This is a genomic window from Streptomyces sp. SYSU D01066-1, from assembly GCF_054956795.1.
Map to the genome: position 1 here is coordinate 1 of NZ_JBUDHV010000047.1, position 14,301 is coordinate 14,301.

The window sequence follows — 14,301 nt, forward strand, 5'->3', positions numbered from 1 at the left end:
CCGACTTCATCCTGTTCGCCGCCTCCGACCAGGCACGCTTCGCCACCGGCTCCGAGATCGTCGCCGACGGCGGCTTCACCCTCGGCCCCGTCGCCTGACGGACACCCGGCCGGCCGGCGGACACGACGACTGGCGCCCGCACCCGCACCCGCACCTGGCGTCCGCGCCGCCCGAAGGCCGGTCCCGCACGCCCGCGAACGGGGACCACCGGCGGCCTTCAGTACGGTGTTCCAGCGCGTGCTCCAGCGGACCTGGCCCTTGCCCGCGGGCGAAAAGCATCCGCCGCCGGTGCGAAACGGCCCGCGACCGCGAACTCCTCTGTACGGGCCCCGGGGACGTGGTGGCGGCCCGCACGGACGATGTGCCGGGCCAGGGGCCGCCACGCCACGCCGAAAGGCCGCCGCGGGCCTCCCGGCTGCCTTCGCGGCGCCCTCCGAGGGGGCTGGGGCGGGCCGATCGGCGGATGGCGTGCCCAGCTCGGACAACCACTGCCGCCCGCCCGACGGCCCCGCCCGGGGACCGGCCTGCCGCCGGATCCACCACCCGAGGCCGTCGCCGCCGAAGACCGGCCCTGTCCGTGTACGCCGTCAACGCCAAGACCAGGTACGGGCAGGTCGCGAACCGGCCGATCCACGTCGTCGTGGCGGTGACCGCCGAAGGCGGGGCTCACCCTCTCCGCGAAGCACATCGACCCGCTGACCCGCTGACCCGCTGACCGTGAACGGGCGGTCCGGCCGCACCACGGCCGGCCGCCTTTCACAGGTCGATCAGAGCCTGCGGACATCCCGTTCACAGGTATGGCTGATCGCATCAGAAATCGCTTCCGGGATGGAGCGGGACCGCCGGATTCCGCTTATCCTCACCTTGTTCGCAACATGACAATGACATGATCGCGACATCCCCCCACGTGATCCTGGAAGGGACTGACAAGGTGAGCGAAGACAGCGCACGTCGGACGTTATCGAGCAGGTGGAGGCGGGCCTCGGTGGCCCTCGCGACGGGGACGACGCTCGTCCTCGGCGGGGTCTACGCCCACGCCGACGCCGCGAGCGGACAGCACGACGCCGCGGCGGTGGCGGGCACGACCGCGTCCACCGCGGCGGTCTCGGACGTGGTCGCCGCGGCCGACGCGTTCGTGGACACCCTGTCCACCAGCCAGCAGGGCCAGGTCCTGCTGGGCTTCACGAAGGCGAACGCCACCGCCTGGTCGAACCTGCCCTGCGGCTCGTCCTGCCGGGTCGGCATCCAGCTCGGCTCGCTGAGCAGCGCGCAGCTGACCGCCGCCAAGGCGGTGCTGAAGGCCGCCGCGGGCACCGCCAACGGCACCGGGTACGACCAGATCCAGCAGGTCCTGGCCGCCGACGACGTCCTCGGCCAGAGCGCCGGCGGCTACGGCAGTGGCAACTACTACCTGGCTTTCCTCGGCACCCCGAGCGAGACCGGCACCTGGCAGCTGCACTTCGGCGGCCACCACCTCGCGGTGAACCTCACCTACGAGGGCGGCGAAGTCACCGGCGCCAGCCCGTACTTCGTCGGTGTCGAGCCGAGCAGCTGGACCTCCGGCGGCACCACCTACGCCCCGCTGAGCGGACAGCGCAACGGCATGCTCAACATGCTCAACGGCCTCAGCAGCAGCCAGCTCTCCCAGGCCAAGCTCTCCCAGTCCTTCGGCGATGTGCTGCTCGGCCCGGGCAAGGACGGACAGTTCCCGACGACCAAGGCGGGCCTGCCGGTCAGCACACTCTCCAGCGCCCAGAAACAGCTGGTCCTCGCGGCCATCACCCCGTGGGTCAAGGTCGTCGACGACTCCACCTCGTCCGAGCTGCTGGCCGCCTACGAGGCGGAACTCGACCAGACCTACATCGCCTACTCCGGCAATGCCACCCTGAGCGCCCAGGGCGACTACGTGCGCATCGACGGCCCCGGCGTCTGGATCGAGTTCGTCTGCCAGAACGGCGTGATCTACCGCAACCAGGTGCACTACCACACCGTCTACCGCGACCACGCCCGCGACTACGGCGGGGAGTTCACCTTCTGATGGACCGCCCGCCGCTCTCGACGCCACCCGCACTGCGTCCGGTGCTGCGCGGGGTGGCCGGGATGGCGGTGGCGGTACTGGCGGCGCTGCTCCTGGCGGCGCCGCCGGCCGCCGCGCATCCCATGCCGCACTCGGTCGTCGTCCTCGACGTGCACGAGGACTCGGTGACCGCCGAACTCGCCCTCCCGGTAGGTGACTTCGCCACAGCCAGCGGAATCGCCCTGGACGACACCACCACCGCCGCGCAGCTCGCGGCGCGCGCCGCCGCGGTCCGCCGGTACCTGGCCGCGCACCTGCGTCCCGTCACCGGCCGGGGCACCGCGTGGGACGTGACCATCGGGTCCATGGCACTGGGCCGGGCGGAGCAGACCGCCACGGGCGTCTACCGCGAACTGACCGTCCGGGCCACCCTCACCCCGCCGCCCGGCGGCGACTCCCGCCGGTTCGTGCTCGACTACGACGCCGTCGTCCACCAGGTCGTCACCCACACCGTCCTGGTCTCCGTCCGCCAGGACTGGGCGGCCGGCCGCGTGAGCGAAGCGGGCGAGGGCACCGCGGCCCAGGTCGGTGTCATCAGTACCGACACCCGGACCATGACGGTGCCCCCGCTCACCGTCGACCTCGACGACGGCAGCCTGTGGCGCGGCACCTGGGCCATGTTCCGGCTCGGCGCCCAGCACATCCTCGAAGGCACCGACCACCTGCTGTTCCTGCTCATCCTGCTGCTGCCCGCGCCGCTGCGGGCGACCGGCCGCCGCTGGACCGGGCTGGCGGACACCCGCACCGCGCTGGTGCGCATCGCCCGCACCACGCTCGCCTTCACCGTCGGGCACTCGATCGCGCTCGCCGCGAGCGCCTTCGGCCGCCTCGACATCCCGGCCCAGCCGGTCGAGGCGTTCATCGCCCTGAGCATCCTCATCGGCGCCGTGCACGCCGCACGTCCGCTCTTCCCGGGCCGGGAGGCCGTCGTCGCGGGCGTCTTCGGCCTCGGGCACGGCCTGGCCTTCTCCCTCACCCTCGCCGAGATGAACCTCTCCACCCGGCAACTGCTCCTCAGCCTGGCCGGCTTCAACCTCGGCATCGAGACCATGCAGCTCGTCCTCGTCCTGCTCGCCCTGCCGAGCCTGATCTGCCTCACCCGGCTGCCCAGGCACGCCGCCGTGCGCACCGCCTGCGCGCTGCTGACCGCCGCCCTGGCCCTGGGCTGGCTGGCCGACCGCCTCGGCCTGCCCAACCCCGTCGCCCGCGCCGCGGACGGCATCGCGGCCGACACCGACCGACTGCTCCTCGTCCTGGTCACCACCGCCCTGCTCGCCGCGGTGTGGCTGCTCACCGTCCACCGGCGCCGTCAGGACGGCGGCGGCCCGAGCGGTGCGCGACCCGTACTGGCCGCCGAGCGCGGCACGACGGTCCGGCGCTGAACCGGACGCACGGTGCGGGCCGGCCGGTCACCGGCCGGCCCGCACCCCGGACGGTCGGACGACGCCCTGGGCGGTCATCGCCTCCGCGGCCCGCGGGAACCTTGCCGTGTGGGCGCCGAGCACGTGGTCATCGGCCATCGGCGTCACCGCCGTAGGTCCCGGCCGCCTCGCGGCACCGCGCGTGCGCCTGCCGCGTGATCCGCGCGAGCCTGCTCCCGGTGCGCTCGAAGCTCCAGGAGCCGCGGGCGGTGTTCCGCTGCGTCCCCAGCGCGGTGGCGCCGGCCGCGCCGGCGTTGCCGGCCCGCGCCACGGGCCGGTGGGGGCCGGGCGGCGCGTACGGCGTCCAGACCCGCCCCGCCGGCCCCCGCCCCTCGCACCGGGCGCGTCACCGGGGAGGGATGGACGCGTGGGGCGGGCTTCCTGCCGGTGGCCTTTTCCGGACGGCGGGGCCGTGATCGGGCAGGCCCGTTCGGCCGCCGGCTCGTCCGGCGGGGCGGAGGCCGGAGCCGCCGGGGTGGAGAGGGGACGTTCCCAAGGGGCAGGTACCCGGCCGTCGCCGCTCCCGGCGGGTGCGTGACGCGTTCCTGTCCGGGCGCGCCCGGTGCGCGCGAGCGCGGCGGAACCGTCGGCCGGTGTGTGCCCGACCGGCCCGGAGCCGGCCGCGTCCCGCGCCGGACGGGCCGGGCCGTTCCGGCGGCCGACGAACCCTTGTGTGCCAGTGCAATGTCACATAACATGACCTGCATCACCTGACCTGAGGAGACCTCATGGCGCGGAAGCCGTGGCACGGCATCAACGTCGCAACCGCCCTTCCCTTCAACGACGACCTTTCCGTCGACTTCGACGGTTTCGCGGATCACGTCCGCTGGCTGGCCGACAACGGCATGGACGGTGTGTGCCCCAACGGGTCCCTGGGGGAGTACCAGACCCTCACGCCCGAGGAGCGCGCTCGCGTCATCGAGGTCGCGGTCGAGGCGGCTCCCGACGGCTTCAACGTGATGGCCGGCGCCGCGGCGTACGGCTCCCTGGAGACCTGCCGCTGGATCGAGCAGGCCGCGAAGGCCGGCGCCCGGTCCGTCCTGCTGCTGCCGCCGAACGCCTACCGCGCCGACCGGCGTACCGTGGTGGAGCACTACCGCGCCGCCGCGGCCGTCGGCCTGCCGGTCGTCGCCTACAACAACCCGATCGACACCAAGGTCGACCTGCTCCCCGACCTGCTCGCGGAACTGCACGGCGAGGGGCTCATCGTCGGCGTCAAGGAGTTCTCCGGCGACGTGCGCCGCGCCTACGAGGTGCGGGAACTCGCTCCCGGGCTCGACGTCCTCATCGGATCCGACGACGTTCTCCTCGAAGTCGGCCTCGCGGGTGCCGTCGGCTGGATCGCCGGCTACACCAACGCGTTCCCCAACGCCTGCAAGAAGCTCTACGACCTGGCCACGTCGGGGCGGGCCGAGGACGCCGCCGAGGCACTCGGCCTCTACCGCGACCTGCACCCCTTGCTGCGGTGGGACTCCAAGACGGAGTTCGTCCAGGCCATCAAGCTCTCCATGGACCTGGTCGGCCGCAAGGGCGGCGCGTGCCGTCCTCCGCGCCTGCCGCTGCCGCCCAGGATCGCCGAGCGCATCACGGCGGAGACCAACGCGGTCATCGGCAAGGGCCTCGACTGAGCCGATGACGCTTCCCTTCCTGACCGGGCAGGACCTGGCCGCGCTGGCGTCCGACGCCGACGCGGTCGGGTTCCTGGAGGACGCGCTGACCTCGGGAGCCGTCGACCCGGAAGACGACAGCCCCCGCCTGTTCTCACCGGCTCCCCGCGGCGAGTTCCTGGTGATGCCGGCCCGCGGTCCCCAGTGGTCCGGGGTCAAGCTGGTGACGGTGGCCCCGGACAACCCCGCCCACGGCAGACCGAAGATCCAGGGGGTCTACACGCTCTTCTCCAGTGACGGCCTGGCTCCGGTGGCCCTCATGGACGCGGTCGAACTGACGCTGCTGCGCACCCCGGCCACCACCGTGCTCGCCGTCAGGCATCTGCTGGCGGCGGGCGAGCCGCGGCCGGACCGGCCGCTGAGGGCCGTCGTCTTCGGCACCGGCCCGCAGGCGGAACGGCACCTGCGCTGCCTGCGGGCGGTGGTGGGGCCCCTCGACGCCGTCGTCGTCGGCCGTCGCCGGGAAGCGGCGCTCGCGCTGGCGGCCCGGACCGACACCCCGCGGGCGCGGGTGCGAGCCGGCTCGCCGGACGACGTGCCGTGGGCCGACGTGATCCTGTGCGCGACCTCCTCCAGCAGTCCCGTCCTCGACGACGGCCAGGTCGCCGACGGCGCCGTCGTCGCGGCCGTGGGCTCTCACGGACCCGAGCGCGCCGAACTCCCGCCGGAGCTGATCCGACGGAGCGACGTGGTGGTCGAGGCCAGGGTGTCGGCCCTGCGCGAAGCGGGGAACCTGCTTCGGGCACGGGCGGCGGCCGACTGGGACCGCCTCCCGCTCGCCAATCTGGCGGATCTCGTCCGCGGCCGCTTCCGGCGCACGCCGGGCCGGCCGGCCGTCTTCTCCGGGGTGGGCATGGCCTGGGAAGACCTCGTCGTGGCCACCGCCCTGTACGAGCGGCACCGCTCCCCGCGGCCGACGTAGCCGCGGCCGTACCTCACGACCGCAACCCGATCCAGCGAGGAGACATGTCGCTCAACACTGTGGACCCGTCCGCCGGCGAACTGGTGGCGCGAGCCGTCACGGCCGGCGAGACCTGGGCGGCGGCCCCGGCCGCCGACCGCGCCACCGTCCTGGGGGCGGTCGCCGACGCGCTCGACGCGGCGGGAGGCGAACTCCTGCCCCTCGCCCGGCGCGAGACGCACCTGACGGAAGCGAGGCTGGCCGGTGAGCTGAGACGCACGTCCTTCCAGCTGCGGCTGCTGGCGCGGTCCGCCGCCGCGGGGGAGCACCTCGGCATCCGGATCGACCACGCCGACCCGGACTGGCCGATGGGCGCCGCACGCCCCGACCTGCGCCGCACGGCCGTCCCCCTGGGGCCCGTACTCGTCTTCGCCGCCTCGAACTTCCCCTTCGCGTTCGGTGTCGCGGGCGGCGACACCGCCTCCGCGCTGGCGGCGGGATGCCCGGTCCTGGTCAAGGCCCACGACGGACATCCCGGCCTCTCCGACGCGACCGCCCGGGTGGTGTGCCAGGCCCTCGACGGAGCCGGGGCCCCCGACGGTCTTCTCACACTCGTCCACGACGCCGCGCGGGCCCGTGAAGTACTCACCCACCCCGACGTCAAAGCCGGGGCGTTCACCGGGTCGATCCCGGTGGGGCGCACCCTCTTCGACCTCGCGCAGTCCCGTCCGGAGCCGATCCCGTTCTACGGCGAACTCGGCAGCGTCAACCCCGTCTTCGTCACCGAGCGGGCCGCCGCCGGCCGCGCCGCCGAGATCGTGGACGGGTTCGTCACCTCCTTCACCATGGGCGCCGGCCAGTTCTGCACCAAGCCCGGCGTGCTCCTCGTACCGGAGGACTCCCGCATCGTCCCCCTGCTGCGCGAGGCGGTCCTGCCGGAGGCGGCTCCGCTGCTCAACGACCGCATCGCCGCGGGCCACCAGCGCACCCGCGAGCGGCTCGAAGCCAAAGCGGGCGTCGCCGTCCTCACCGCGGGCACCTCCCCGCGGTATCCCGAACACCCCGCCCCCACGGTGCTCGTCGCCGGCGTCGAGGACCTCCTCGGCGACCTCGACGGTCTCCTCACCGAGTGTTTCGGGCCCACGGCACTGGTGGTGCGCTACGGCGACGAGAGCCAGTTGCTCGACGTGGCACGCCGCGTCGACGGCCAGCTGACCGCGACGCTCGTGGCCGAGGAGGACGACGAGGTCGTCCCGCGGCTGGCCGGCCTCCTGGCCCGCAAGGCCGGCCGGATCCTGTGGAACCAGTGGCCCACCGGCGTTTCGGTCACCTACGCCCAGCAGCACGGCGGCCCCTACCCCGCCACCACCGCACCCGGCACCACCTCGGTGGGGACGGCGGCCCTCGCCCGGTTCGTGCGTCCGGTGGCATGGCAGGGTTTCCCCCAGCACCTCTTGCCCGGCGAACTCCGCGACAGCCCGACGACCGGCGTCGAGCGGCGGATCGACGGGCGCGTCACCGGTCAGGAGCAAGCATGAGGTCCGGACGCGTCATCCACGCGGTCGACTCCCACACCGAGGGGATGCCGACGCGCGTCGTCACCGGCGGTGTCGGGGTGTTCCCCGGCGCCACCATGGCCGAGCGCCGGCAGTGGTTCATCGAGAACAACGACGACCTGCGCACGTTCTTGATGTGCGAGCCGCGCGGGCACTCCGCGATGAGCGGCACCATCCTGCAGCCGCCGACCCGGCCGGACGCCGACTTCGGCGTGCTCTTCATCGAGGTCTCCGGACTGCTGCCGATGTGCGGACACGGCACGATCGGCACGGCGACGGTCCTGGTGGAGACCGGTATGGTGCCGGTCGTCGAGCCGGTCACCACGCTGCGGCTGGAGACCCCCGCCGGCCTCGTCGAGGCCGAGGTGGCCGTCGAGGACGGCCGCGCCACGTCGGTCACCATCCGCAACGTGCCGTCGTTCGCGCTCGCCCTCGACCAGAGCGTCGAGGTGCCGGGCCTGGGCAGCGTGGACTACGACATGGCGTTCGGCGGCAACTTCTACGCCGTCGTCGAACTGGAGAAGCTGGGCCTGCCGTTCGCCCGCGCCGCCAAGCAGGAACTGCTCGACGCCGGGCTGGCGATCATGGACGCGATCAACGCGCACGCCCTGCCGCGCCACCCGACCCGTCCCGACATCAGCGGCTGCCACCACGTCTACCTCCAGGCGCCCGGTTCGACCGCGCGGCGCTCCCGGCACGCGATGGCGATCCATCCGGGCTGGTTCGACCGTTCCCCCTGCGGCACCGGCACCAGCGCCCGGATGGCACAGCTGCACGCCCGCGGCGAACTCGCGCTGGACACCGACTTCGTCAACGAGTCGTTCATCGGAACCACGTTCACCGGCCGGCTGGTCGAGAAGACCGAGGTGGGCGGCATCGAGGCGGTCATCCCGACGATCACCGGGCGGGCCTGGATCACCGGTACGGCGCAGTACATGCTCGACCCGACCGACCCGTTCCCCGCGGGGTTCGAGCTGTGAGCCGCGCCGGCGCTCCCGACGTCGTGGTGATCGGCGCGGGCGCCCTCGGCGCCGCCACCGCCTACTTCGCCACGGTGGCGGGCCTGAGCGTCGAGGTGATCGAGCGCGGCGCGATCGTCAGCGGCACCACCAGCGCCTGCGAAGGCAACCTGCTGGTCTCCGACAAGGAGGCCGGACCGGAGCTCGACCTCGCGCTGCTGTCCAACCGGCTGTGGCGCGAGGACCTCGCCGAACACGGTGAGCTGTGGGAGTTCGAGACCAAGGGCGGCCTGGTCGTCGCCTCCGACGAGACCGGCGCCGCCTCACTCGCTCAGCTGGCGGTCCGGCAGCGGGCGGCGGGCATCGACGTGGAGCTCGTCCCCGCCGACGAGGTCCACGGCTACGAGCCCCACCTGACCCGGGACCTGAGCGGCGCCGCGTTCTACCCGCAGGACTGCCAGGTCCAGCCGATGCTGATGGCCGCCCACCTGCTGCGGATGGCACGGGAGCGCGGGGCCCAGGTCCGCACGGGCACCACGGTGACGGGCTTCCTGCGCGACGGTGACCGGGTGACCGGCGTGCGGACCGACCGCGGGGACGTCCCCGCCGGGCACGTCGTCAACGCGGGCGGCACCTGGGCGGGCGAGATCGCCGCACTCGCGGGGGTGGCGGTGCCGGTGCTGCCGCGCCGCGGCTTCGTCCTGGTCACCGAACCGGTGCCGCGCACGGTGTTCCACAAGGTCTACGCGGGCGAGTACGTCGCCAGCACCCAGAGCTCCGACGAAGGGCTGCAGACCTCCACCGTCATCGAGGGCACCAAGTCGGGCACGATCCTGATCGGCTCCTCGCGCGAACGCGTCGGCTTCGACCGCACCGTCTCGCTGCCGGCGCTGCGCGAGATGGCCCGCAAGGCGCTCAGGCTCTACCCCACGCTCGGCTCCCTGTCGCTCCTGCGGACCTACCTCGGCTTCCGCCCCTACTGCCCGGACCACCTGCCGGTCATCGGACCCGACCCCCGCGCACCCGGGCTGGCGCACGCCGCCGGCCACGAGGGCGCCGGGATCGGCCTGTCGGTGGGCAGCGCCAGACTGCTCGTCCAGGCGCTCACCGGGGACCGGCCCGACATCGACATGGCCCCGTTCGCACCGGAGCGCTTCGCTCTCCAGGAGGTCTCATGAACGACCGGATCGCCCTCGCCTTCGACGGCGCCGTGATCGAGGCGAAACCCGGCCAGAGCGTCGGCGCGGCGCTGACCGACGCCGGCATCCGCTCCTGGCGCACGACCCGGCACCGGGGCCGCCCGCGGGGAATCTTCTGCGGCATCGGCGTCTGCTACGACTGCCTGCTGACCGTCGACGGCGTGCCGAACCAGCGGGCCTGCCTGGTTCCGGCGCGCGACGGGATGCGGCTGCAGAGCCACCGCGCCGCGGCCGACGGCGCGGTGCGCGCCGAAGCGGACGGGAAGGCGGACGACCATGGCTGACGCCGTGTACGACGTGGCCGTGGTCGGGGCCGGACCGGCGGGCCTCGCCGCCGCCGTCACGGCGGCCGAACAGGGACTGAGCGTCGTCTGCGTCGACGCCGGCGACCAGCCCGGCGGACAGTTCTGGCGCCACCCCGACGAGTCCGTGCCCATCGAGGACGAGGGCCGCTCGCAGCACCTGTGGGCACGCTTCACCGACCTGCGCGACCGGCTGCGCGCCGTGCAGGCGCCCGGCTCCCGCAAACCCCTGCACCGGATCGGCGGTCACCAGGTCTGGTTCCTCGATCGCGCGACCGACGGTGGCGGCCACGTCCTGCACCTGACCGCCACCGTCGGCCCGAAGGACCGGACGGCGACACCGGAGGTGTCCGCCGCCGCGCTCATCCTGTGCCCGGGCGGCTATGACCGCCAGCTGCCGGTCCCCGGATGGGACCTCCCCGGTGTGATGGCGGCGGGCGGGGTCCAGGCCCTGCTGAAGGCCCACCGCAGCGTCGCCGGCAAGCGCGCGCTGGTCGCCGGCACCGGACCGTTCCTGCTGCCGGTGGCCGCCGGTCTGGCCGAGGCGGGCGCCGAGGTCGTCGCGGTGTGCGAGGCCGGCTCCCTGACCGGCTGGGCCAGGTCCCCGATCGGCGCGGTGGCGGTGCCGTCGAAGGGGCTGGAGGCCGCCGAGTACGCCGCTGCCTTCGTACGCCGACGGATCCCGTTCCGGAGCAGGACCGTCGTGACCGAGATCCTCGGCGAGGACAGCGTGACAGCGGTACGCCTCGGGCGCGTCGACCGGCACGGCCGGCCGCGTCCCGGCTCCGCGGCACGCGAACTCGCGGTCGACCTGGTCGCGCTGGGCTGGGGCTTCACGCCCTCGCTGGAACTGGTCACCGCCGTGGGCGCCGCCACCCGGGTCGACGCCGACCAGTCACTGGTCGCCGTCGTCGACCCGTGGCAGCGCACCGACGTCGACGGTGTCTACGTCGCGGGCGAGGCGACGGGCGTGGGCGGCGCGGCACTGGCCCTGGCGGAGGGGGAACTCGCCGGCCTCGCGGCCGCCCGGGACGCCGGGCTGCGGCCGTCGGCGGCCCGGGTGCGCCGGCTGCGGGGCAGGATCCGTCGCGGACGCTCCTTCGCCCGGGCCATGCACCGTGCCTTCCCGGTCCCCGCCGGGTGGCAGGAGTGGCTGCGTCCGGAGACCACCGTGTGCCGCTGCGAGGAGGTGACGGCGGGCGACGTCCGCGCCGTGCGGGACACCCTCGGCGCCTCGGACGCGCGCACGGTCAAGCTGCTGGCCCGGCCGGGCATGGGCTGGTGCCAGGGACGGGTCTGCGGCTTCGCCGCCGCCTGCCTCGCGGCCGGCGGCGAACGCGCGCTCACCGCCGCGGATCTCCGGCCGGCGGCCAAGCGGACCTTCGCGGCACCGGTTTCGCTCCAGGAGCTGGCCGGGCGGACGGAGGAGGGCGCGTCCTGATGTATGCCGTGTGACATTGCTCCCTTCCTCGATAGGATCGGTCCACCCACACCGGCGAGGGCGGCGTCCATGAACATCACGAACATTCAGCAGTTCGACAAGGTCAGTCTGCGCGAGCGGATCTCGCGTGCGCTGCGCGCCGCCATCGTCTCCGGTGAGCTCGAGCCCGGCGTCGTCTACTCGGCGCCCGCGCTCGGCGCGCGTTTCGGCGTGTCGGCCACGCCCGTGCGTGAGGCGATGCTGGATCTCGTGCGCGAGAACCTCGTGACGACCGTCCCCAACAAGGGTTTCCGGGTGACGACGATCGAGGAGTCGGACCTCGACGAGATCACCGAGCTGCGGATGCTCGTCGAGCCGCCGTTAGCCGCTCGGGTGACTCCGCTGATCCCGGCCGAGGACCTGCCGATGCTGCGGGAGATGGCGGAGGCGATCGTCCAGGGAGCCCTGGCGGGCGACCTGGTGGCCTACACCGAGTCCGACCGCGCCTTCCACCTGCGGCTGCTCGAGTACGCCGGGAACCGCCGGGTGACCGCGCTCATCTCCGACCTGCGGGCGCACACCCGGCTGTACGGCCTGGCGTCGCTGCACGAGAGCGGCGAACTGGAGGTGTCGGCTCGTGAGCATCACACGATCCTCGACGCGATCGCGGCGGGCGACGCCCGGGAAGTGCAGGAACTGATGTCCGCTCACATCAGTCAGACGAGAGGGCGCTGGGCCCGCCCCGCGGGGTCCACGACGGACCGCTGAACCGCGGCGGGCGCACGGCCCCGCCACGGCGCGGTGACCGGCCGCCGGCCGCTGTCGGACGGGGCCGGAGCGTTCCTGCGCACCCAAGCCGGGGGGCACGGCCGAAGCGGCGTGTCCGGCTCCGTCCCGCACGTCGCGGCGTCATCCTGACCGCGCCGTCCGGGCCGCCCCGGCCGCCACTGGGCCGTCCCCGTCCGGGGGCGGCCCCGAAGTCCCCCGTGCGCCGCGTTACCCCTGTGTTGCGCGGGACCCGTACACAGCCGGTTTCCTGTTACAGGGGGAAGAAATACCGCTCCGCCCCCTTGTATCAGTGCAATGTCACATCTTAATGTCCAGCCAGGCCGCCGGACATGACGAGCCTGACCGCGAGACAGGGGTTACACGTGAACCGGCTCCGCAGACTTCGTGAGGCGCTCCGTTCGGCTCACCGGACCGCCCCGGAAGTCGCCGCCGGCGCGATGGCGGGCGCTCCGTTCACCGTGCTTCCCCTCCTCGCGCCCTGGCCGCGGCCCCGCTCTCCTCACCGTCCATGCTCGTGCGCGGCAGCGCCGCGAAAGGAACGAGAACGTGATTCGCACGATGCTGACGCTCCGGGTAGATCCCACCAGGACCAGTGAGGTCCTGGCCTACTACCGCGAGTACGACGTGCTGCAGTACTCGCTCGACCATTCCGCCGCCCTGGCCTCGGAGATCTCCGTCGCCGCCGACGGCTCCGGCGAGATCCTCGTGACCGCGCTGTGGCCGGATGCACAGGCCTACCAGGGCTGGATCGACAACCCCTGGCGCGACAGCTCCAACGAGCGGCTCCGGGAACTGCTGCGGGACGCCGAGGTCGGCACGGGACGCGTTTTCGAGGTCGACCACGAGGTCCGCAAGCCCTGACGCGCGGTCTTCGGCCGCCCCCGGCCGGGCGCGGGGTCCCGTGCCCGCCCCTTGTCATCACACCGTAGGTGCCGTGCGAAGACCGCACCCCTGACCAGGAGATATCCCATGAAACGCTCGACGAAGACCACAGGGCGCGGACTCGCGGCGGCAGCCGCGGCAGTCGCCGGCTCCGTCGTCCTGACCGCCTGCGGCGGTGGCGCCGGCACCGGGGCGGACGGCAAGGACTCCTACTCCGTCGCCGTGCTCCTGTCCTCCAGCCAGAACGGCTACAACCAGGCCGTCGCCCAGGGCGTGCGGAACGCGGTGAAAGAACTCGGCGCCGCCGTCGAGGTGAGTGTCCTGGACGGCGGCTTCGACTCCGACACCCAGCTGTCCCAGCTGGAGACCGCGGGCTCGGGCACCAAGTACGACGGCGTGATCGTCGTCCCCAACGACGGAGTGTCGCTGGCCGCCGGCTTCCCGCTGGCCAACAGCATCCCCGTCGCCACCGTGCTCAACCCCGTCGGCCCGGACATCTCGGAGATGAAGCCGCAGGTCGAGGGCGTGGTCAGCACCGTCGCGGTCGACCCGGCGGAGGCCGCCGAGAAGCAGGCCGACGGCGTCGTGACGTACTGCGAGGACATCGACCCCTGCAATGTCGCCCTGCTCGTCGGCAACCTCAAGACGACGCTGGACGTCACGCGCGAGAAGGCGTACAAGAGCGTCCTCGGCGCCCACTCGAACATCAAGGTCGTCGCCACCGCCGAGGGCCAGTACGACCCCGACACCTCCGCCACGGCGATCTCGAACGTGCTGCAGGCCCACCCCGACGTCGACGCGATCCTCTCCAACGCCGACCAGCAGACCAAGGGCGCGCAGATCGCGCTGGAGGACGCCGGCATCGACCCCGCCGAGGTCTACCTCACCGGCGGCGGCGGTACGACGTACGCGGTCGACAACGTCCGCGACGGCACCTGGCAGGCCGACTACCTCAACTTCCCGGTCAGCATGGGGGAGGCGGCGATGAAGCAGCTGCACGCCAAGCTCACCGGCGGCGAGGCCGAGGAGTGGGTGGACGCCGACCAGGTCGGCGCGGTCGACGCCTACGCCGACAAGGAGACCCTCACCCAGGCGCCCGACTTCAAGGGCGAGTGGGCCGGCTGAGTC

At 73.3% G+C, this 14,301-nt stretch carries 12 protein-coding genes; all 12 read left to right on the top strand.

Going from position 1 to position 14,301, the window contains the following annotated elements; genetic code table 11:
• The first annotated feature begins 985 nt into the window (after positions 1-985).
• The 12 genes from ACY1JF_RS29090 to ACY1JF_RS29145 all read left to right on the top strand — a co-directional run bounded on the left by ACY1JF_RS29090 (position 986) and on the right by ACY1JF_RS29145 (position 14,298).
• Positions 986-2,038: a DUF3500 domain-containing protein gene (locus tag ACY1JF_RS29090; protein WP_462708250.1), complete on the top strand. Its 1,053-nt coding sequence runs from the start codon at positions 986-988 to the stop codon at positions 2,036-2,038.
• On the top strand, positions 2,038-3,459 hold the full coding sequence (locus ACY1JF_RS29095; RefSeq protein WP_462708251.1) for a HupE/UreJ family protein: 1,422 nt from the start codon (positions 2,038-2,040) through the stop codon (positions 3,457-3,459). Before ACY1JF_RS29090 ends, ACY1JF_RS29095 begins: the two co-directional genes overlap by 1 nt.
• A 767-nt stretch (positions 3,460-4,226) precedes the next feature.
• Positions 4,227-5,126: a dihydrodipicolinate synthase family protein gene (locus tag ACY1JF_RS29100; RefSeq protein ID WP_462708252.1), complete on the top strand. Its 900-nt coding sequence runs from the start codon at positions 4,227-4,229 to the stop codon at positions 5,124-5,126.
• A 4-nt stretch (positions 5,127-5,130) separates the two neighbouring features.
• Positions 5,131-6,087 (top strand): ornithine cyclodeaminase family protein, encoded by a 957-nt coding sequence (locus tag ACY1JF_RS29105; RefSeq protein ID WP_462708253.1) that lies wholly within the window; start codon positions 5,131-5,133, stop codon positions 6,085-6,087.
• A gap of 44 nt (positions 6,088-6,131) precedes the next feature.
• Positions 6,132-7,604: an aldehyde dehydrogenase (NADP(+)) gene (locus ACY1JF_RS29110; RefSeq protein ID WP_462708254.1), complete on the top strand. Its 1,473-nt coding sequence runs from the start codon at positions 6,132-6,134 to the stop codon at positions 7,602-7,604.
• On the top strand, positions 7,601-8,602 hold the full coding sequence (locus ACY1JF_RS29115) for a proline racemase family protein (RefSeq protein ID WP_462708255.1): 1,002 nt from the start codon (positions 7,601-7,603) through the stop codon (positions 8,600-8,602). Before ACY1JF_RS29110 ends, ACY1JF_RS29115 begins: the two co-directional genes overlap by 4 nt.
• Positions 8,599-9,759, top strand: coding sequence for an NAD(P)/FAD-dependent oxidoreductase (locus tag ACY1JF_RS29120; RefSeq protein WP_462708256.1), 1,161 nt, complete (start codon positions 8,599-8,601; stop codon positions 9,757-9,759). Before ACY1JF_RS29115 ends, ACY1JF_RS29120 begins: the two co-directional genes overlap by 4 nt.
• On the top strand, positions 9,756-10,064 hold the full coding sequence (locus ACY1JF_RS29125) for a (2Fe-2S)-binding protein (RefSeq protein ID WP_462708257.1): 309 nt from the start codon (positions 9,756-9,758) through the stop codon (positions 10,062-10,064). Before ACY1JF_RS29120 ends, ACY1JF_RS29125 begins: the two co-directional genes overlap by 4 nt.
• Positions 10,057-11,523 (top strand): FAD-dependent oxidoreductase, encoded by a 1,467-nt coding sequence (locus tag ACY1JF_RS29130; protein ID WP_462708258.1) that lies wholly within the window; start codon positions 10,057-10,059, stop codon positions 11,521-11,523. The genes ACY1JF_RS29125 and ACY1JF_RS29130 overlap by 8 nt, the downstream gene beginning before the upstream one ends.
• Positions 11,524-11,592: 69 nt before the next feature.
• Positions 11,593-12,270: a GntR family transcriptional regulator gene (locus ACY1JF_RS29135; RefSeq protein ID WP_462708259.1), complete on the top strand. Its 678-nt coding sequence runs from the start codon at positions 11,593-11,595 to the stop codon at positions 12,268-12,270.
• Between the two features lie 567 nt (positions 12,271-12,837).
• The gene (locus tag ACY1JF_RS29140; RefSeq protein WP_462708260.1) at positions 12,838-13,152 is read left to right on the top strand and encodes a hypothetical protein; all 315 of its coding nucleotides are present in this window, start codon (positions 12,838-12,840) and stop codon (positions 13,150-13,152) included.
• A gap of 108 nt (positions 13,153-13,260) precedes the next feature.
• Positions 13,261-14,298 (top strand): sugar ABC transporter substrate-binding protein, encoded by a 1,038-nt coding sequence (locus tag ACY1JF_RS29145; RefSeq protein WP_462708261.1) that lies wholly within the window; start codon positions 13,261-13,263, stop codon positions 14,296-14,298.
• Positions 14,299-14,301: the final 3 nt, after the last annotated feature.

Bases quoted from the DNA above. Each gene is read 5' to 3' on its own strand.
- ACY1JF_RS29095 (WP_462708251.1), top strand. From the start codon at position 2,038: ATGGACCGCCCGCCGCTCTCGACGCCACCCGCACTGCGTCCGGTGCTG.
- ACY1JF_RS29100 (WP_462708252.1), top strand. From the start codon at position 4,227: ATGGCGCGGAAGCCGTGGCACGGCATCAACGTCGCAACCGCCCTTCCC.
- ACY1JF_RS29105 (WP_462708253.1), top strand. From the start codon at position 5,131: ATGACGCTTCCCTTCCTGACCGGGCAGGACCTGGCCGCGCTGGCGTCC.
- ACY1JF_RS29110 (WP_462708254.1), top strand. From the start codon at position 6,132: ATGTCGCTCAACACTGTGGACCCGTCCGCCGGCGAACTGGTGGCGCGA.
- ACY1JF_RS29115 (WP_462708255.1), top strand. From the start codon at position 7,601: ATGAGGTCCGGACGCGTCATCCACGCGGTCGACTCCCACACCGAGGGG.
- ACY1JF_RS29125 (WP_462708257.1), top strand. From the start codon at position 9,756: ATGAACGACCGGATCGCCCTCGCCTTCGACGGCGCCGTGATCGAGGCG.
- ACY1JF_RS29130 (WP_462708258.1), top strand. From the start codon at position 10,057: ATGGCTGACGCCGTGTACGACGTGGCCGTGGTCGGGGCCGGACCGGCG.
- ACY1JF_RS29135 (WP_462708259.1), top strand. From the start codon at position 11,593: ATGAACATCACGAACATTCAGCAGTTCGACAAGGTCAGTCTGCGCGAG.
- ACY1JF_RS29145 (WP_462708261.1), top strand. From the start codon at position 13,261: ATGAAACGCTCGACGAAGACCACAGGGCGCGGACTCGCGGCGGCAGCC.